Genomic DNA, 19,896 nt, shown 5'->3' with positions numbered 1-19,896 from the left:
CGATTGATTTACACTACATTGTACTCTTGAATTAATCTGCCTTCTTCGAAGCGTTTCAGGTCCAGCATCGAAACATCCACGCTTGAAAATTTTCCATCCAAAATAAACTCGCTCATCAACTTGCCCGAGATCGGTCCATGCATAAAACCGTGTCCTGAAAACCCCGTGCAAAGAAAAAATCCATTCACATCGGTTTTACCGTAGATCGGGTGCGCATCGGGGGTTACTTCATACAATCCTGCCCAGTGCGAAGCGCGGCTTGCTTTCTCCATCAATGGCATGCGCTCGATCGCCGCCTCCAAATTTACCATCTCAAAATCATCGTCCACATTCTGGTCGAAGCCTGGCTTTTCATCCTGGTTGCTCATGCCCACCAGCAGCCCTTCGCCTTCGCGGTGAAAATAAAGTGATTTCGCAAAATCGATCACGAACGGAAAATCAGCGGGCACTTCCTTCAACGGATTTGTCGTAAACATCTGCCTGCGGAGGGGGATGAGCGGGATGTCGATGCCTGCCATTTTTCCAACCTGCCCGGACCAGGGTCCTGCCGCGTTCAGGATCATTCGCGTCTTGATTCCGCCGAGGCTTGTTCGCACCTCTTCAATATTCCCGCCGCTGACAGTGATTCCAGTCACCTCCACGCCCGAGATAGCCTTCACACCCATTTTTTGCGCCGCATTGATATATCCCATTACCACGCCGTTCGGGTCAACCGTGCCGTCTTTCTGGTTGAATGTCCCTGCAATTGCGTCATCGAACTTCATCAATGGCAGCCGAGTGCGGACCTCATCTCCGCTCAGTAATTGGGTTGGAATGCCGAGTCTATTTTGCAGGGCCACGTTGTGCTTGAATTCAGCGAGGTCCTTTTCATTCGTCGCCACGAGAAGGTATCCGCACTGACGATAATTCACCTCCTGTCCGATCTCCTGCTTGAAACGCTCGATCATGGGCAGGCTTGCGATCGAAAGTCTAACGTTGACTTCTGTCGAAAATTGATAACGCACCCCGCCTGCGCATCTGCCTGTGGCACCCTGCCCAAAGAAGTTTTCCTTTTCGAGCAGGACGATGTTTTTGAATCCACGCTGGGCAAGGTGATAAGCCGCACTGGCTCCCATCACGCCGCCGCCGATGATGACAATATCTGCTAAGTTTGGTAGGCTCATGGTTCTCTTTGATTTCGAAAAGACCCGCTTTCACGCCACTGGCGGAAAACGGGTCTTTGACAGTTTCTGTCCTCTTGCTTTATTCCACGCCGAGGTAGGTCTTTTGAACTTCCTCGTTCTTCATCAACTTCTTGGCGTCGTCTGCCAGTACGATCTCGCCAGTCTGCAGCACATACCCGCGATGCGCAATGGAGAGAGCCATCAGGGCGTTTTGCTCCACGAGCAGGATCGTTGTCCCGTCCTCATTGAGCTTCTTGATGATGTCGAAGATTAACTCCACCAGAAGGGGCGCCAAACCCATCGAGGGCTCATCCAGCAGGAGGATCTTGGGTTTGGCCATTAACGCGCGTCCCATGGCAAGCATTTGTTGTTCACCGCCTGAGAGTGTGCCGCCTTTTTGCGTGATGCGTTCTCTGAGGCGCGGGAAGAGCGTTAAAACATGTTCGAGGTCATCTTTGAAGGATGTAATATCCTTGCGGGCATAGGCACCCATTTCAAGATTTTCCATCACTGTCATGCGCGGGAAGATCATGCGGCCTTCAGGGCTTTGGGCTACGCCAAGGGTTGCAACTTCATGGGCGGGGAGTTTGTGTAATTCAATGCCGTCCAATACAACTGAACCTGTACGCGGTTTGTTGAGGCCTTGAATGGTGCGCAGGGTGGTACTCTTGCCTGCACCGTTGGAGCCGATCAGCGTGACGATCTCGCCATCGTTAACCGTAAGGGAAATCCCTTTCAAGGCGTGGATGTTGCCGTAATAAGTGTGGACATCTTTTAATTCAAGCATGTTGTTCCTCGCCTTTATTTGGTGGCAGTGCCTTTACCGAGATAGGCTTCGATTACCCGTTCATTCTTCTGAACTTCAGAGGGTGAACCTTCCGCGATCTTCTCGCCATAATCCAAAACAGAGACGCGGTCTGAAATTGCCATCACGACACGCATGTGATGTTCGATCAACAGGATGGTCAGGTCAAGTTCCCGTCGCAGCCGCTGAATGAAATTGGTCAGGTCGATGGTTTCGTTCGGGTTCATACCTGCGGTCGGTTCATCCAAAAGCAGGAGTTTTGGCTTCGACGCGAGCGCGCGGGCGATCTCCAAACGACGCTGAAGACCATAGGATAGGTTCTTGGCGGTCACTTCGGCGTCATCGCGGCGCAGCCCCACGAATTCAAGCATGTCCAGGGCGCGTGCGCGAGCATCCGCTTCTTCCTTCATGGTGGCGGCGGTATGGAATACCTGTCCGATCAAGTTGGAAGTCAGGCGGCAATGCTGGCCTACCAATACATTTTCAATGGCAGACATATTTGCGAAAAGGCGAATGTTCTGAAAGGTACGTGCGATACCAAGAGCAGTGATATCGAATGGGCGCAGCCCGGAAAGGTCTTTTCCATCGAATTTCATTTCACCGCTGGTTGGGGTGTATACGCGGGTGATCGTGTTGAAGAAGGTTGTCTTGCCTGCGCCATTTGGGCCGATCAGGCTGGCGATCATGCCTTTTTCAATGTTGAAATCAACCTTGTTGACGGCGGTCAGACCGCCAAATGTCATGGTAATTGCTTTTGCTTCGAAGAGAGTCATGTTCGTCTCCTATCCTTTTTTCGCTTTTTTAGACTTAGGAGTCTCGTCTTCAATGGGAGGCGTCTCATTCGAATGCAATTCTGCACGCACTTGGGCATTGGGGATCAATCCTTCCGGTCGAACTGCCATCATAATGACCAGGGTCAAACCGAAAAAGAGGAAGCGGTAAAGGATCGGGTTTGCATTGTCGCTAACCGCTCGTTGTACAACGGGGTCACTGATGGATGGGAGCACAGTGTGGGTCAGGAGTGAGGAGAGGAAATCTTTCAAAGCAGGCAGGAAGAGACGATCCGCTGTCATAATGACCAAACCGCCCACGATCACGCCGTTGATATTACCGATACCACCCAAGATCACCACGCAGAGGATGATGATGGATGCGCTGAAATCGAACACACTCGGGAAAATACCCGCGATATAAGCTGCATAAAATGCACCTGCAAAACCAGAGAAAGTTGCACCCATGGCGAAAGCGGCCAGTTTCGTGGTGACGGGGTTGATTCCCATTTGGGCAGCGGCGAGTTCATCTTCGCGAATGGCCATCCATGCACGGCCGAGGCGGCTATCGCGCAGACGGCGGATGATGAACACAGAGAGCAAAATGATCATGATGATCAGGAAGTACCACGGAATCGGATTGCTGGATTGGAACTCGTAGTTAATAAACGGGATGACCGGGCGACCGATAGGGCTGATTCCTTTTTCACCGGCGGTCAGGTCTTCGTGTTCAACAAATGTGATACACGCCATGGTTGTTTCAGCGCCAAAAAGCCTGATCAAACCGGGTAATATCCAGCAAGTAAAAGGTTCCTTAATGGTTACATCAATCAGATTCCTGAAAAGTACGGGAACGATTTCACCGAACCCCAGTGTAACGATTGCAAGATAGTCGCCTCTTAGCGGCAGGGTGGGGGCGCCGAGCATAAATCCCCAAAGGGCGGCCATTGCGGCAGCGATCCAGATTACCAGCCAAAAGTTCATGAAAATGCCGTGCTGCGGGGATGATAATATGCCAGTTGTGTATGCGCCGATGGCAAAGAAGGCTGCATAACCAAGATCCAGCAACCCTGCATATCCGACTACGATGTTGAGCCCCAAACCTAGAATAACGAAGATCAGAGCGAAGATAATCTGGGCTGTCCAGCGCAAGGCGGTCAATTTATCAACGAAAGGGAATGCCACGATCAAAGCTGCCAGAAGAATCATACGGGCAGTCTGTTCCTGCTTTTCAGGTAAACCACGAAGAGCAGCTAGCAATGTTGTAAAAAGTACGGTTCCCAAGAAGCCGATCAAGTTGCCATACAAAACAGTATTTTCGGCGGCGGGACGTTTCCCGATGGCTTCCTGAACGAAATTATTTTGATAGAGACTCAACCCGACTAGGAGAACGGCAGCAGTCAATGCGGATGGGAGAACAGCCAGAGCTATTTTGAGCGGATCCTTGCGCTCAAACCTTCCAGCCATTCCCATTCCAAGGCCAACGCCCATCAAACAGCCAATGACCGTTACGGACCAGCCGCCGAATAGAAAGGTGAGCAGACCGCCTATAATGCCAAAAGTGATACCTGATCTGATATTTTTCATGGGGCCTCTTAGGCTTTTTGGCCCGTCTGTTCACCAAGTAAGCCGGTGGGACGGAAGAGCAGGATGAGAACAAGTGTTGCAAAGACCAATGCGTTTGTCCAGCGGGCGTTAAGATACCCGTCGCTGAATGATGCCAATAAACCGATTAGGAATCCCCCGAGCATGGCACCGGTGATGTTCCCGATGCCGCCGAGCACGGCTGCTGTGAATGACTGCAAACCTGCGCGGAAACCCATGAACCACCAGGCTGTATTGTTGTACAAACCTGCCATCAAACCTGCTGCACCCGCAAGGCCGCCGCCGATAAGGAAAGTGGCTGTAATTACCCAGTCAATATCAATTCCAAGCATTTTTGCAGCGTCACGGTTTTGTGCAGTGGCGCGCATGGCTTTGCCAAGACGTGTGCGTTGAACAAACAAATAAAGGCCGGTCATTAAAGTAACGGCTAGAATGATAACGAGCAGATCTTTGATTGTCAGTCGAAGCGCCAGCCCGCTGGAAGCCAGTAAATTGACGTCCCAGCCCATACTGGTGAAGAGGACACCGAGCATATCTGGAAACACTTTTTGTGAGGCGCCACCGGTTGTACCGAAGGAGGGAACCAGCCAAGCCTGTGCTGCCCACATGAGGCCGACATTTTCAATGATGAAAGACATGCCAATTGCGGAGATTAGGGGGGCCAGGCGTGGGGCGTTGCGGAGGCGTTTGTATGCGAGCCGCTCAATTGTCGCATTAAGAACTGCACAAACCACAATTGCTATAACCAAAGCAAGAATAAGGCCAAATACGATTTTCCCAGGATCTTTACTTTCCAGAGTGCCTGTTACGGAAAGGACTGTCAGGGAGGTGAACACACCCACCATATAAACATCACCATGGGCAAAGTTGATCAACTCGATAATGCCGTAAACCATGGTATAGCCCAAGGCGATAATGGCAATGATCGCGCCATTGGAAATTCCGATGATAAAAAATTGAACCAATTGAAGCGGGTTGGCTTTGACGGATTCGACGATCACTGGAATATCAAGACCCACGATAGGCCCGATAAGTAACACGATGTATAAAACTGCTGCGGCGATGGCGAAGCGCCTCAAGTTAAATTTCTTCTTGGTGTTTTCCATGGTGCTCCTCTTTTCCTGCTTGTCAAAAAGGATGGGGGGCGGCATTTTCATGCCGCCCCCGAACGTGCGAGAGTTTTTTACTTAAAGGTGCCGACGGCTTCGTACTTGCCACCCTTGACGACATAGAAGGTCATGTCGGTCAGGCTGGTGTCGCCGTTCGCATCGAACGACCAAGTGCCGAGAGCGCCATCAAAATCTTTGATCGCGAACACTGCGGCATTGATTGTAGCGCGGTCGGTGGGGTCGCCACCAGCGGCGCAGACATCTTCGATCGCGCGGAGAGCAACACTCATGGTCTCATAACCATAGACGGAGTAAGGCTCGGTCAAAGGACCATACTTGGCTTCGTAGTCAGTGACGAACTGCTGACCAGAGGCGGGGAGTTCAGCGAAAGGAACACCAGCCACGGAAGCGTAAGCACCTTCAGCGACATCAGCGCCAGCGCCATCAATGAAGGCCTGGGTCTGGATGCCATCGGGACCAACGAATTTGACGGTCTCGTTATCGCCCATGATCGCGACCTTGTCCTTCAAGAGCTGGGAGGCATTGCTGTCAACGACCATACCAACGTAAATGGCATCCGGAGCGGCGCCACCGTTGCTGGTGGAGATCTTGGTCATCAGAGCTTTGTAGTCAGCGGCCTTCGGGTCGATGCCTTCGTGGCCTACAACTGTCAAACCAATTTCAGCGGCGGTTGCTTCGAACACATCAGCAACACCCTTACCGTAAAGTTGTTGGTCATCAAGGATATAAACAGTGGTGGCGCCGAGAGACTTCACGAAGTTCGCGGCAACTTTACCCTGAATATCATCGGCGGCAACTACGCGGGTGTAGGAGCGGGTACCGGTGGGGTAGTAGGAGTCGGTAACACCGGGGAGATCCTTGTCAGCCTTGGTCAAGCCAGGGTTGGTGTTGGCGGGGGAGATCATGGCCAAAGGACCAGCCTGATTCAAAATCGGAATGGACAACTTGGCGGCGCCAGAGTTGAATGTTCCGAGGTAAGCGATGATTGAAGGATCAGCAGCGGCTTTGTTGGCGTTTTCAGTTTCAACTGCGGGATCCCACTGGCCGAGGGCGGCGGAGGCATCATCCCAGGCTTCGTATTCGATGTCATAGGAGCCACCGCAAACCTTGTAGTCAACCTGTTCGAGGCGCAACTGCATGGCGTTAACGATGGTTTGGGTTTGGGTCAGGGAAGAACCGGTCATGGGCAAGCTGGAGACGATCTTCAGGGTTCCCATGGCTTCGGCAGGAGCCTCAGTGGCAGCGGGCTCTTCGGCGGGGGCTTCGGTCATTGCCGGTTCTTCGGCGGGGGCTTCGGTAGCAACAGGAGTTCCACCACCACAGGCTACGAGTACCATGCTGGCGAGAACCAACACGGAAAGTAAAGCGAGCAAACGCTTATTCATTTTTCTTACTCCTCCAAAATATGTTAGGTGAATTCGACGTCCCGCAAAATTCTGCGGGGTTACAAAAAAGAGCGGACAATGCTTACGATGTCAGCCTCACCTCCTTTGGGTGAAATACTTCCTTGTGTTTAAAATAAAACACGAAAACCATAAAATGGATTTTCGCAGCCTACTCTAAACTGGCAAGCCTTCATTTTATTAAACGGCAATGATAAGGGGGTTTTTGTCTAAGGTCAAGAGTTTGTTTTCTATTTTTTGTCGTGTGGTTTATACAACAACTGTTCGCGGATACGCAAATCAGTATTGCGAATTTTCATTGCAAGGTCAGCGGCCAAATTGTACATTAAACGATACCCTAATTGTGGGTAAGTCTCACATAACATAATGAGTTTGTCACGTTGTATGACAAGCAGGCGGGTATCTTTTTGCGCCGCTCTGGCAGATGCGGAGCGCAGACCTTCATCCACAAGGGCGACCTCGCCAAAGGATTGTCCTCGGCGAAGGCGTGCAACGGCTGTTTCCTTTTTATCAGATTCCCCGGTTGCGCCGCGGTTGATCAAAATATCAACCTCACCTTGTGCGATCACATATAACTCTTTGCTGCTGCTGTTTTCCTGAAAGATCAGGTCGCCGGCATTGAAAACAACTTCCTGGCAGAGATTCGCAACCAGCTCGAGTTGAGTAGGTGTGAATTGATAGAAGATATCGCCTTGCTTGAGGAAGTTGACCATGCTGTTCATAGGGCGAGAGTCTAGCATAAATAAAGGCGATGTGCAACCGCCTTTTTCTGCAGAGACAGGCTCGATTAACGCTTCCTGCCTACGGGTAGGTCAGAATCAGCCAATCGAGAGGATCAACCTGAATGCCGTTTACCCACAATTCCCAATGCAGATGCGCACCAGTGACTCGTCCCGTTCCGCCCACCAGCCCAATGACTTCATTTTGCTGTACAACCTGCCCTACTTGAACGTTAATTTGCGATTGATGCCAGAAGCCGCTGTAAACACCCCAACCATGATCGATGATTGTGGCATTTCCACGCACTGTCAGCGGACCGGCGAACACAACCTGACCTGCAGCCGGGGCCGTGATAGGCAGGCCATCGCCGCCGCCGAAATCTAGCCCGGTATGAAAGCCGCTAATCTGCATTTCTGTTCCCTGCCCAATATAGGTGCGACGATTGCCGTATCTGGAGGTGAAATAAGTGGATTCGGCGTATGCGATCGCGGGGGAGATGAAATCGCCGTTCCAGTATTTGATTGGATTTGAAGGCAGGGTGATTTGAATAAGTTGCTGTAATTCAGGTTCGGTTACAGCTGGATCGATGGTGGTAGGATCAACATAGAACAAAGGGTCGTCGGGATAATTGCCCGAGACGATCAAAATGAACTGTTCAAAAGATTGCTTGCTTCCATCTGGAAGTGTGGCTTCCAACCGCAAAGGATAGATACCTGCTGGCAACAAGGCATGCACACCTTGTAATGCCACTTGCGTTCCATCTTCCATTGGAAAGAAATGGAGCGCATGGTCAACGAGGAGACCGTTCAATGTCACATTTGGAATCGTCTTTACCTTGATGACACCAGTACCGCCCTGTTTGATGGGGAGATCGCGTATCTCTGCGCTGATAAAAGCGGATGGTAGGCCGCTGGTTATTTGTTCGCTATTGCTTTCGCCGGGTGTAAAGAGTATGTCGCCTGGCAGGCCATCCCATGAACCCGACAAGTCATTGTTGTGTGCCAATGACCAAACATCCGTATTCTGCTGAACTGCCAGTTCAAGCAGAGATTGACCCTGCGTTGTTGAAATACGCTTATTCAAACCCTGGCTTCCCGATTGCACGGGTACGATCATGCTGACGCCTACATAGAATTCACTTGGGCTTACAACGTGATTTAATTTTTTGAAGAGACTTTCAGGAACCTGTGTCTGCCGCATAAGGCTGCGATACGAATCGCCGAAATTGACGACCTCGGTGCTTAGTGTGCCTGTAACGCCGATCAAGCCCGGAATGACCAGCGGCTGCCCTGCGCTAAGTTGATTGGCATTGGTGATGCCGTTTGCCGTCATGAGGTCGGTAAGGTTTACGCTGAAACGCTCTGCAATGGATGAAAGGCTGTCGCCGGGTTGGACGATGTAAACAGGTCCGCCCGCATCTTGCGCAAGGACGGGCTGAGAGGGGAATATGAAAAAAGACGAAAGAAGAAAGAGGAGAGTGACAATTTTTTTGAACATGGGTTTCCAGAAAAGGATAATTCATCGTAAGCGAAGTCCGCAGCAGTTGAAGGATAGGTTGCAATATACTCAGTATTTGCATCGAGCCATGCTTCGACTTCGCTCAGCGAGGGTGATTACATATTCTTGAATTCGACTTTGTCGCCGATCTCATAATCCCCAAAACGATTCGGGTGAATTTCCAGGGTGTATTTTGCGTCTGCCTTAGGGAAATAAGCAGGATGCCATGATTTCGCCACGATCTTATCGACAACGGTCATTTCAGAGTTGATCCAAAAGACGGCCAGGTCGAATGGGACGAAGAACATGTGGATGGAAGTGTCGAGGCGCGAATCCCGTTTTTCGACGAGGAGCAGGCCATCGTTAAGTTCGAGTCGTTTGCGGAACATCAGTCCGCGCAGGCGGCAGGAAAACGAATCACAATACCCCACATGGGCGGGCTGTTCGATCGGTCGGTTTAAGTTGTGAACAACAATGGGGTGCGGCATGAGGATTATATTAAACAGGGCAGCTTGTTTGCCGCCCTGCCAAAAGTGAAATTGATGTCAGGATGATAATTTATGGCCGATGACTTTTTCGACGCTATCCATCAGTTCCTGCGGACCGAAAGGCTTGGCGATGTAATCATCTACTTTTGCGATGTGCAGGCCAAGCACCTTGTCAATGTTCTGGGCTCTGGCTGTAACAACAATGACCGGGATATCACGTGTGGCAGCATCAGCTTTCATTTGTTGATATACTTCCCATCCGTCCATTTCAGGCATCATCAGATCAAGCAATACAAGATCGGGGAGTAATTCGCGAACCATCTTTAACCCCTCTTTGCCCCCAGGTGCACCATGAACATCAAAACCGCGACGCCCAAGAATGAGTCGTATGAGTTCGATCATTTCTGGTTCATCTTCAATACATACGATATGTTTGACAGATGTGTTATTCATTGTTCTCCTGACTCTTGCAGAGTGCTGCATAAATGGCCGGGTTGTGTAAGATAGTGAATTATGCAACAAGCATTAAAATAAGTTTACCATAAAAAAGAATATGGAATTGCCGATGAGAATCATTACATGGAATGTAAATGGAATTCGTGCCAACCTTGGCAAAAACGCATTGGATTGGGCTTTTGCACAGGAGCCTGATTTTCTTTGTTTGCAGGAAGTGAAAGCGCGCGAAGAACAATTGAATGAAGAGCAGCGCGCCATGTTGAAACTTCCCTTTGTGTGGAATGCAGCACAGCGCCCGGGCTACAGCGGTGTAACGACTTTTTTCAAACAACAGCCCGACGAGATCGTGACAGGCATGGGTGCGGATACCTTCGACGTGGAAGGCCGCGTCATTCAGACCCTTTGGGCTGGTTGCCGTCTATTCAACATTTACTTCCCGAATGGCACCCGCGGACATCACCGCGTGGAATACAAGCTTGCCTTTTACGCTCATCTGCTCGATTTGTGCGATGCCCTTCATGAAAAAGGGGAGAGCCTCATTATCACCGGAGATTTCAATACAGCGCACATGCCGATCGATCTAAAGAATCCAAAACAAAACGAGAAGACATCGGGATTTTTGCCTGAAGAGCGTGAATGGGTGCAAAAGTTCCTCGATCACGGATTTGTGGATGCGTACCGCAGGTTGTATCCAGAAAAGGTCGAATACACCTGGTGGACATATCGTATGGATGCCCGTAAGCGAGGAGTGGGCTGGCGTTTGGATTATTTCCTTGTCTCGGAGAATTTGATGCCCTTCGTAAAAGACGTGATCATCCATGACAAAGTGATGGGTTCGGATCACTGTCCTGTGGAATTGGTTTTGGAATCACATCCCTAATTTAGCTAAGCACGGTCAAGGCTGGTGTCATCCCAGGAGGCGGGGTCGTTGAGCGATTCAAGGTGCGTGAATACTGTAACGTTTGGTAGAACCTTGCGAATATCTGCTTCAATGCTTTCGAGCAGGCGATGACCACGCTGAACTGTCCATTTACCGGGGACAAGGATATGAACCGATACAAATCGCCGCGCACCAGATTGGCGGGTGCGCAGTGCGTGATATTCCACTTCATTTTTTGTATATGAATTCAAGACGTTCTTTACGAGATTTTGCTCTTCAACCACAAGAGCTGTATCCATCAACCCCAGCGCCGACATGCGCACAATGCGGAATCCGGACCAGATGATATTCCCTGCCACGATGAACGCCACGATCGGGTCCAGCCGCTCCCAGCCTGTCAGCACAACGAGGCCGACGCCTGCCAACACGCCGACGGAGGTCCATACATCTGTCATTAAATGATGCGCGTTTGCCTCCAGAGTAATGGAATTGTATTTTTTACTGGCCCGTAATAAGATCAACGCAACGATCAGGTTGGCCAACGAAGCGGCGACTGAAACGCCCAACCCCAATCCAACTTGTTCGAGAGGTTTTGGCGTGATTAATCTTGGAATGGAAGTTGCGATAATGCTGATGGCTGCGATCAGGATTAAGGTCCCTTCGACGCCGCTGGAGAAATACTCGGCTTTGGTGTGGCCGTAGGCGTGGTCTTCATCTGCGGGGCGGGCGGCGATGGTTAACATCGCTAGGGCCATGACTGCGCCTACAAGATTTACGATGGATTCAAGCGCATCTGAGAGCAGACCCACAGAACCGGTGAGAATGTAGGCGGTTGTTTTTAACGCAATGGTGAGTATTGCCGCGCCGATTGAAAGCCAGGCAAATTTTGTCAGGAACAGTCGATCATTTGGGTTGGATTTCGCGGTTTCCATAGGGGTCATTCTATTTTAAAGCCTGCTTCTGGGTTAGTGACATTTATCCTTGCTGGCGGAAATGTGTGGGGATTCTTCGGGGAGATCCGCTTTTGATTGCTTTTGCAAGCAGTTTTCGGCTAAAAATGGCCACGTTGAACCCAGTCAAAACGGGTCGTATTAGAATATCATATAATATTTGCCCAGTACGCGTCATCTAATGATTGGGCTTGGTATAATCCAGCCGTAAGTCATATTTGGAGGATTCCGTGAATTCCCGTAGTCAATCGTTTTTTGTGTACTTCCTTCTGATCGTTGCCATTGGCGCCATGTTCTACATGGGCCTCCGCGAAAATTTGAACACAGAAAAGCCGCTCACCATTAATGAAGTGGCTTTGGCTGTACAAAAGGGTGAAGTCGCCCGTATCGCTATTGATAGCGACGACACTATTCGTGTGATCTTTAAGAACGGTGTGGAAGAAGGCGTTGAGTCTCGTAAAGAACCGGATGCCACGTTTGTGGATCAGCTTCGCAGTCTGGGTGTTACGACGGAGCAACTCGCCCCTGAAAATGTAGTCATCGAAGTGAGCGCTCCCTCTGTTTGGGCGGGTGTTTTAAGCGGTGCAATTTATATCCTGCCTGTCATTTTAATGGCTGGCGTGTTGTGGTTTATCTTCCGTCAGGCGCAAGGCAGCAACAATGCGGCCATGTCCTTTGGCAAGAGCCGCGCGCGTATGTTTAGCGGTGAGCATCCTACCGTTACCTTTGCCGATGTAGCCGGTGCTGAAGAATCAAAGCAGGAATTGGAAGAGATCGTTGAGTTCCTCAAAGAACCGCAGAAATTCATTCAGCTTGGAGCGCGCATTCCGAAGGGCGTTTTGCTCGTTGGCCCTCCAGGAACAGGCAAGACTTTGCTTGCGAAGGCTGTTTCCGGTGAAGCGGGTGTGCCGTTCTTCTCCATCTCTGGTTCTGAATTCGTGGAAATGTTTGTGGGCGTTGGCGCAAGCCGCGTTCGTGATCTTTTCGATCAGGCCAAGAGACACTCTCCCTGTATTATCTTTATCGATGAAATTGATGCCGTCGGCCGTCAGCGCGGTGCGGGCCTTGGCGGTTCACACGATGAGCGCGAGCAGACGCTCAATCAAATGCTTGTTGAAATGGACGGTTTCGGCACCGACACCAATGTCATTATCATTGCCGCAACCAACCGCCCCGACATTCTGGACCCAGCCTTGCTTCGCCCCGGCCGTTTTGACCGCCGCGTCACGCTGGATCGCCCCGATGTGAAGGGACGCGAAGCCATTCTCCGAGTGCATGTGAAAGGCAAGCCATTGGATCCGACGGCTGATCTCGCCACGGTTGCCCGCGGCACGCCCGGATTTGTTGGTGCTGATCTTGAGAACCTTGTTAATGAAGCCGCGATTTTAGCTGCACGCCGCAACAAGAAATCAATCGGTCAGTCGGAAATGGAAGAGGCCATCGAACGCGTGGTGATGGGACCTGAACGCAAATCCCGTCTGATCTCTGACGAAGAGAAACGAATCATTGCCTACCATGAAGCTGGTCATGCCATCGTGGCAAATGCCATCGCTGAAGCAGACCCCGTCCAAAAAGTGACCATTGTTGGCCGCGGACAGGCTGGCGGCGTGACCTGGTTCCGCCCTGATGAAGACCGCATCCTCATGTCTCGCAAGAAGATGCTCGCGACATTGGCCATGGCCCTCGGTGGCCGCGCCGCAGAGGAACTCATCTTTGATGACATCACCTCCGGCGCATCCAATGACATTGAGCAGGTGACCCGCATGGCACGCGCCATGGTCACCCGCCTCGGCATGAGCGCCGAAATGGGCACCATGACCTACGGCCAAAAAGAAGAGATGATCTTCCTCGGGCGCGAGATTTCGGAACAGCGCGATTACTCTGAAGCCGTGGCCGAACAGATCGACCGCGAAGTCCGCAAGATCGTGGAAGAATCATACAAGATCGCCAAGAACACGGTCAAGAAATACCGCAAGCAATTGGATATTGTCGCCAAGCAGCTTCTCGAGGTTGAATCGATCAACCGCGATGAATTTGAAAGACTCTTCCCGTCACCTTTGGGCAAGAAGAGCGGTACTCCGCAGATCGCGTAACAGTTTATAAATTAAGAAGAGGCTTCCCAAACGGGAAGCCTCTTTTGTATTAACCAATTACTGATTACTTTCCACCTTCTTTATGCTGTCGCACCAATTCACGGCGCAGGATCTTTCCAACTGTTGTCTTCGGCAGTTCGGTGCGGAATTCATAGTGGGTGGGGACCTTGTATGGAGCGAGATGTTCCTTGCAGAAGGCCTTGAGTTCGGCTTCGGTCAGGGTTTCGCCGGGCTTTACCACCACCCAGGCTTTGACGGTCTCGCCGCGTTGTGGGTCGGGGATGCCGCCGACGCCCACTTCCAACACCTTCGGATGATCCATGATGGCTTCTTCCACTTCGCGCGGCCATACCTGGAAACCGCCCGGCTTGATGAGTTCTTTCTTGCGGTCGACGATGTAGAAGTAACCATCCTCGTCCATGCGGGCGATGTCACCGGTGAACAACCAGACCTTGCCATCTTTCATCTCGCGCAGACTGTTGGCGGTTTCAGTGGGCATGTTGTGATACCCCTTCATCACCTGCGGCCCGTTGACAATGATCTCGCCGATCTCGCCCTGGGCAAGTTCAGTTTCACCATCATCAAGGCTGATGAGTTTTATATCCACATCGGGTAACGGCATGCCGATCGAACCGACTTTGTTTTCACCTTCAAGCGGATTGCAGTGAGTGGCGGTCGGTGCTTCTGAAAGGCCGTAGCCTTCAAATACTTTGCCGCCCGTTAATTTCTCGAACTGTTCCTTTGTCTCGCGCATCAATGGGGCAGACCCGGAGATACAAGCTTTGATGGAAGACAGGTCGTATTTGCCCGCTTTTACATCAGGATGATTGTTGATGCCGTTATACAGCAGAGGAACGCCGGGGAAAATTGTGGCCTTATATTTGCTGATATTGTCCAGCACATCCTTCAAGTCACGGGCGTTTGGCACCATGACCATGCTTGCGCCGTTCGCCATTGCAAAATTCATCCCTGCCACCATGCCATACACATGGAAGAGGGGAATGCCCATCAATACCACTTCATTCCCAGGATCAAGCGCAGGCATCCATGATTTGATCTGGAGCGTGTTGGCAACTACGTTGCGATGCATTGCCACGGCACCCTTCGGCACACCCGTGGTTCCGCCGGAGTATTGGAACAGGGCTGTGTCGTCGGGAGTCACTTCCACATTCGGTTTCGCGGAGTTCGCGTGTTTGGCAAGCAGGTCTTTCATCCACACATCGCCGCTGGCGAGTGTATCCACGCGGTCGCCTTCCTTCTTCTCTTTAACGAGAGTGAAAAGCAGGCGTGTGAACGGAGGCAATGTCTCCTTGATGTTTGTAACGATGATCTTCTTGAGTTTCGATCTTTCACGCGCCGCTTTCAACTTGTCATAAAAACGACTGAGCGTGAACATGATCTCGATGTTTGCGTCGTTTACTGGAGTGATGATCTCATCCACCGGGTAGGTGGGGTTCACCGCCACGACCGCTCCCCCGGCCTTCAGGATACCGTAATACGCGATCACGAATTGCGGCGTATTCGGCATAAAGATTCCCACCCGATCCCCTTTTTTCACTCCCATCTCAACAAGCGCGGCAGCCATGTGATCAGAAAGCGCATTCATCTCTTTATACGAAATGACCGCACCCTTGAAGATCGTACAGGCGCGGTCAGGATATTTGCGCGCAGCTTCCTCCAAAAAATAGAAAAGCGGCGCTTTCGGGTAATCGATTGTTTGCGGTACACCTTTATCGTAATGCGCTAGCCACGGACGGTTATTCATGAGTTGCTCCTCCTTCAAGGGATATGTGAAGTATATACAATCAAGAATCAAAAGTCAATTGATTGCGGATGTGTTTTTCCACATCAATGCTCACGCCATCTTTGACTTTGAACCATGCAATATTGGGGTCGGACTCTTTGAACCAGTTCGCCTGCCTGCGGACGAAGACCCGCGTCGCTCGCTTCATCTCGACTTTGGCCTGCTCGGTCGTCAATTGACCTTGCACCACGCTGACACATTCCCGGTACCCGATCGCCGACATGCTTGGCAGTGTTGCGGCGTATCCGCTGTCCAGCAGACTCTTTACCTCGTCGATGAATCCAGCCGCGAACATGGCTTCGATGCGTTCATCCACCCGCTGATAAAGTTCCTCGCGCGGCCGTATCAAGCCGACGGTAATTAAATGATACGGCGAGTCGCCTTGCCCGCGCTGTTCTGAAAACTTTCTACCCGTTGTCAAAATCACTTCCAAAGCGCGGATCGTCCGCCGCACATTGCGGGCATCAATTTTTAGCGCAGATTCAGGGTCAAGTTGTGCAAGTTTAGCGTGTAGCCACTCAAATCCTCTTTCATCTTTTATCTTTTCCAGCTCGCCGCGCACCCGCTCGTCTGCTACAACTTCTGGAGGCGTCCATCCCTGCGTGACCGCCCGCACATATTGACCCGTGCCGCCGACCAAAAATGGGAGTTTCTCCCGCGCATGCACATCCTCGATGATCTCTTTTGCTTTTTGCTGAAAGACCGCAAGGCTGAGCGTTTCATCAGGGTTGACGATGTCGATCAAATAATGTGGGACCTGCGCCATCTCTTCTTTGGATGGTTTTGCCGTTCCAATATCCATGCCACGATAGAAGAGACGCGAATCTGCCGAGATGATCTCGCCGTTCATTTTTTTCGCGAGTTGAATCGCAAGTTCGGTTTTACCGACAGCGGTCGGGCCGACAATGAGAATGAGGGGTGGTTTGCTTTGCATGAATGATCGCTTCAAAATGATTGGATTAATCGTCTGTCTTTCTGGTACACTTTTATAAAGTTCTTTCACACTGGGTTTCTCTTGCATCGAATATAGTGCAAAATTTATTGTTTCTATTTTATCTCTTGTTGAACAAATCACGAAATCAAAAGGTGAGCAAATGATCAACTGGCAGGAATTAACCATTGACATGTTCGTCGAGCAATTGCGGACGGTCTATCAGCGCACATACGGCGATATCAACAGTGACTTTGGCCGCATCGTTGCCTGGTGCGGACGGCTTGCATTGGAAAACATTGCCAACTCCGACGCGCTTTATCACGATATTGACCATACCATCATGGTAGCGCTTGCGGGGCAGGCCATCATCGAAGGGAAACATCTGCGCGATGGCGGTATCACGCCCCGCGATTGGATGCATTTTATGATCGCAGTTTTATGTCATGACATTGGTTACGTCAAAGGTGTTTGTAAGAATGATACACAGGATCAATTTACGGTTGGGGTGGGGGATAAGATGGTCTTCATCTCCCCCGAAGGCACCGACGTGGCGCTGACTCCGTATCACGTGGACCGCAGCAAATTGTTCGTCATCGAACGCTTTGGAACGGGCCTGCTTCAAGATATGACCAAATTCCTTGATGCAGAATTGATCGCCTCTTATATTGAAATGACTCGTTTTCCGTCCCCGCCAGGCGAAATGTACAAGGACACAAAAGGGATGGGCGGCCTCGTCCGCGCGGCGGATTTCATCGGTCAACTCGGCGACCCTGATTACTTGCGAAAATCCCCTGCTTTGTTTTACGAATTTCAGGAATTGGGCGTCAACGAAAAATTTGGCTACAAATCGCCTAATGACTTACGCAAGAACTACGCTTCTTTTTACTGGAACAGCGTCAGCCCCTACATTCAAGATGCCCTGCACTATCTCCGCCTCACCGAAGATGGCAAACAATGGATCGCCAACATGCATTCCCACGTCTTCGATGCCGAGCATGATCGTGGGGTGAGATAGATTAAGAGATTAAGTGCGACGCACTCTATATTAAATCACTCACCTTACGCATCCGATCGTGATTCCCTGAGCGATAGCGAAGGGTCTCTGAGACAATCGTAGAGGTTCTTCGCTGCAGCGCAAGTGTCGCTATCGCTCAGAACGACACTGCGTAAAGGTGAGTTAAATCGAAAAGGATACGCTTGAAGCGTATCCTTTTCGATGCTCTCCGTAGATCAGGCTTGCAGCCTGACTTTCCTATGACATGGATGCGGCGGGTTACAAACCCGACCTACAGAAATGCCTCGCAGATTATGCCGCCTTCGAATACTCCCGAATATCATCCGTGGCCTCATCCAACCGGGCTACTTCCTCATCGGTCATGCGCCAGCCTGCGCCGCCTGCGTTGTTCTCGGCTTGTTTCAAGCTCTTCGCGCCAGGGATGGGAAGTGCGCCCTTGCAGATCAGCCAATTCAACGCCACCTGCGAGATGGTTTTATCACCGTGATTCAAACCAATCTCCTGTAATAGCTTTAGCACAGGCGGGAGTTTCTTGAGCAGTTCTGTATACTGTGAGGCGCGCACGCCGGGCGGCGGATTCTCTGAAGAATATTTTCCAGTCAATAAACCTTTTTCGAGCGGGGAATAGGCGATCAGGCGGATTCCCAATTCTTTGCAGCGTGCGAGTGTGCCGTTCTTTTCCACTTCGCGGCTCAATAGGCTGTAATGTACCTGATTCGACGCCAGTGGAATTCCATGCCGCGCCAGCGTGGTGTAGGCGCGGATCATTCTCTTTTCACCGAAATTGGAAACGCCCACCGTGCGGGTCAGTCCGCGCTTCACGCATTCGACCATGCCTTCCATCATCGTTTCAGGACTCAAGATGGGCGAGGGCCAGTGAATTTGATACAAATCCACCGAGTCTAAACCGAGGCGTTCCAAACTGCCTTTCAGTGCGCGTGGCAGGAATCCTTTGTTGAAACGCCACGGCCAGGGAAAGAATTTTGTTGCAACCAGCACGGGCTGATCTATTTCTTTTAAAACTGTCCAAGCAAACGCTCTGAATATCCCGAGCCGTAAATTTCGGCGGTATCTACAAATCGAATTCCGAGCGCCAGTGAGGCGTCGAACGATTCGCGGATTTCCTTGTCGGTGTGTGTCTGCCCATAGCCCCAGACGATTCGGTCGCCCCATTGCCACGCTCCCAGCCCCATTTCGATGGCGTGCAGGAACCTTGTTTCGTTGCTGATTTCGGTCACGATGCCTCCAGTGAAGAACAGCCCCGATTTTATCTTAAAAAACCCCGTTCCAAAAAAATACAGGTTACAATTCAGCCCGCTTAAAATTTTAGTGGAACTGATGGAATGCGAGTCTCTGACTTCCCGCTTTGGGATGGGGCGGGGGCTGGCGTCCCCTGAGTTCCAGGAGGAATCCCTGAAATGCCCAACTTGAATGCGCGGGAAGTTGAATCCGCATCTGACCTAAGCCGACGGCTGGGTCTGCCCTTTTCAAATTTAGCTTTGCTGACGCGTGCCCTGACCCACCGATCCTACGTCAACGAGAATCCGCTGGCCGTGGACGATAACGAACGCCTTGAATTTCTCGGCGATGCCGTGCTTGATTTCATTGTGGGGGCATGGGTGTATAACCGTTTTCCCGAAATGCCCGAAGGTGACTTGACCAAGGTGCGCTCGGCGCTTGTCCGCAATGAGCAGTTGGCGAAGTTTGCCCGCAAATTGGAATTGGGGAATGCCCTGCGTCTCGGGCGTGGTGAGGCGGCTTCCGGCGGTTCCAATCGCGACAATTTGCTTGGGTCCGCTTTCGAGGCGCTGGTTGGCGCATTGTTTTTAGAATCAGGTCTCGGCATGGTGGAAGCGTTCGTTCATCCTATTTTGGAGGATGCCCGCGAACTTATCCTGAACGAGATCCATGATCCAAAAAGCAAACTGCAGGAGTGGGCGCAGGCGCAGAAATTGGGCGCGCCGCGTTACCGCGTGATCGGTACAAGCGGACCCGACCATCTCGTTACGTTTGAGATCGTTGTTGAGATCGCTGGTGCGGCGAAGGGTGAGGGCAAAGGCACAAGCAAGAGCCATGCCGAACACGCCGCCGCGCAGGATGCTTTGAATAAATTGAATGTCATGTGAAAATGTTGGCAGGTTGAAGAGTTTGCAAGTTAACCTTCCAACCTGATAATCTGTAAA

At 51.1% G+C, this 19,896-nt stretch carries 19 protein-coding genes; 4 read left to right on the top strand and 15 right to left on the bottom strand.

Annotated elements, in window-relative coordinates:
• Positions 1–8: 8 nt before the first annotated feature.
• From IPI86_RS22270 to IPI86_RS22225, 10 genes are all read right to left on the bottom strand, one after another.
• On the bottom strand, positions 9–1,163 hold the full coding sequence (locus tag IPI86_RS22270; RefSeq protein ID WP_345300225.1) for an FAD-dependent oxidoreductase: 1,155 nt from the start codon (positions 1,161–1,163) through the stop codon (positions 9–11).
• 79 nt (positions 1,164–1,242) lie between these two features.
• Entirely contained in the window at positions 1,243–1,950 is a 708-nt protein-coding gene (locus tag IPI86_RS22265) for an ABC transporter ATP-binding protein (protein ID WP_345300224.1), read from the bottom strand.
• Between the two features lie 14 nt (positions 1,951–1,964).
• Positions 1,965–2,741, bottom strand: a complete 777-nt coding sequence (locus IPI86_RS22260; protein WP_345300223.1) for an ABC transporter ATP-binding protein — start codon at positions 2,739–2,741, stop codon at positions 1,965–1,967.
• Positions 2,742–2,750: 9 nt separating this feature from the next.
• Positions 2,751–4,325 carry a branched-chain amino acid ABC transporter permease gene (locus tag IPI86_RS22255; RefSeq protein ID WP_345300222.1) on the bottom strand — a complete coding sequence of 525 codons (1,575 nt, stop codon included), beginning with the start codon at positions 4,323–4,325 and terminating at the stop codon, positions 2,751–2,753.
• 8 nt (positions 4,326–4,333) lie between these two features.
• Positions 4,334–5,449, bottom strand: coding sequence for a branched-chain amino acid ABC transporter permease (locus IPI86_RS22250; RefSeq protein WP_345300221.1), 1,116 nt, complete (start codon positions 5,447–5,449; stop codon positions 4,334–4,336).
• A 77-nt stretch (positions 5,450–5,526) separates the two neighbouring features.
• A complete protein-coding gene (locus IPI86_RS22245; protein ID WP_345300220.1) occupies positions 5,527–6,858 on the bottom strand; it encodes a branched-chain amino acid ABC transporter substrate-binding protein in 1,332 nt (443 codons plus the stop codon).
• A gap of 248 nt (positions 6,859–7,106) precedes the next feature.
• Complete coding sequence (locus IPI86_RS22240; protein ID WP_345300219.1) at positions 7,107–7,616, bottom strand: cyclic nucleotide-binding domain-containing protein; 510 nt, start codon at positions 7,614–7,616, stop codon at positions 7,107–7,109.
• Positions 7,617–7,677: 61 nt separating this feature from the next.
• The gene (locus IPI86_RS22235; protein WP_345300218.1) at positions 7,678–9,093 is read right to left on the bottom strand and encodes a peptidoglycan DD-metalloendopeptidase family protein; all 1,416 of its coding nucleotides are present in this window, start codon (positions 9,091–9,093) and stop codon (positions 7,678–7,680) included.
• Positions 9,094–9,209: 116 nt separating this feature from the next.
• Positions 9,210–9,581 carry a DUF192 domain-containing protein gene (locus IPI86_RS22230; protein ID WP_345300217.1) on the bottom strand — a complete coding sequence of 124 codons (372 nt, stop codon included), beginning with the start codon at positions 9,579–9,581 and terminating at the stop codon, positions 9,210–9,212.
• Positions 9,582–9,638: 57 nt separating this feature from the next.
• A complete protein-coding gene (locus IPI86_RS22225) occupies positions 9,639–10,034 on the bottom strand; it encodes a response regulator (protein ID WP_345300216.1) in 396 nt (131 codons plus the stop codon).
• Positions 10,035–10,146: 112 nt separating this feature from the next.
• Here IPI86_RS22225 and IPI86_RS22220 point away from each other — a divergent pair, with 112 nt between their 5' ends.
• On the top strand, positions 10,147–10,917 hold the full coding sequence (locus IPI86_RS22220; RefSeq protein WP_345300215.1) for an exodeoxyribonuclease III: 771 nt from the start codon (positions 10,147–10,149) through the stop codon (positions 10,915–10,917).
• Positions 10,918–10,922: 5 nt separating this feature from the next.
• Here the strand turns inward: IPI86_RS22220 and IPI86_RS22215 are convergent, their stop codons facing one another.
• Complete coding sequence (locus tag IPI86_RS22215) at positions 10,923–11,849, bottom strand: cation diffusion facilitator family transporter (protein ID WP_345300296.1); 927 nt, start codon at positions 11,847–11,849, stop codon at positions 10,923–10,925.
• A gap of 248 nt (positions 11,850–12,097) precedes the next feature.
• On the opposite strand from IPI86_RS22215, the gene ftsH reads away from it, so the two are divergent.
• A complete protein-coding gene (gene ftsH, locus IPI86_RS22210) occupies positions 12,098–13,960 on the top strand; it encodes an ATP-dependent zinc metalloprotease FtsH (protein WP_345300214.1) in 1,863 nt (620 codons plus the stop codon).
• A 64-nt stretch (positions 13,961–14,024) separates the two neighbouring features.
• Here the strand turns inward: ftsH and IPI86_RS22205 are convergent, their stop codons facing one another.
• Together IPI86_RS22205 and miaA are read right to left on the bottom strand one after the other, a co-directional pair.
• Positions 14,025–15,725, bottom strand: coding sequence for a long-chain fatty acid--CoA ligase (locus IPI86_RS22205; protein WP_345300213.1), 1,701 nt, complete (start codon positions 15,723–15,725; stop codon positions 14,025–14,027).
• A gap of 40 nt (positions 15,726–15,765) precedes the next feature.
• Entirely contained in the window at positions 15,766–16,698 is a 933-nt protein-coding gene (gene miaA, locus IPI86_RS22200; protein WP_345300212.1) for a tRNA (adenosine(37)-N6)-dimethylallyltransferase MiaA, read from the bottom strand.
• 160 nt (positions 16,699–16,858) lie between these two features.
• On the opposite strand from miaA, the gene IPI86_RS22195 reads away from it, so the two are divergent.
• Positions 16,859–17,713, top strand: coding sequence for a metal-dependent phosphohydrolase (locus IPI86_RS22195; protein ID WP_345300211.1), 855 nt, complete (start codon positions 16,859–16,861; stop codon positions 17,711–17,713).
• Positions 17,714–18,004: 291 nt separating this feature from the next.
• Here IPI86_RS22195 and IPI86_RS22190 read toward each other — a convergent pair whose 3' ends face one another.
• Positions 18,005–18,712: an aldo/keto reductase gene (locus IPI86_RS22190; RefSeq protein WP_345300210.1), complete on the bottom strand. Its 708-nt coding sequence runs from the start codon at positions 18,710–18,712 to the stop codon at positions 18,005–18,007.
• A gap of 17 nt (positions 18,713–18,729) precedes the next feature.
• The gene (locus IPI86_RS22185; RefSeq protein ID WP_345300209.1) at positions 18,730–18,951 is read right to left on the bottom strand and encodes an aldo/keto reductase; all 222 of its coding nucleotides are present in this window, start codon (positions 18,949–18,951) and stop codon (positions 18,730–18,732) included.
• Positions 18,952–19,131: 180 nt separating this feature from the next.
• On the opposite strand from IPI86_RS22185, the gene rnc reads away from it, so the two are divergent.
• Positions 19,132–19,839: a ribonuclease III gene (gene rnc, locus IPI86_RS22180; protein ID WP_345300208.1), complete on the top strand. Its 708-nt coding sequence runs from the start codon at positions 19,132–19,134 to the stop codon at positions 19,837–19,839.
• The last annotated feature ends 57 nt before the right edge of the window (positions 19,840–19,896 follow it).

Source organism: Candidatus Villigracilis affinis (assembly GCF_016705895.1).
Classification (GTDB): Bacteria; Chloroflexota; Anaerolineae; order Anaerolineales; family Villigracilaceae; genus Villigracilis; species Villigracilis affinis.
The sequence above is the reverse complement of the archived record's forward strand: the minus strand, read 5'-3'. Positions and strand labels throughout refer to the sequence as shown.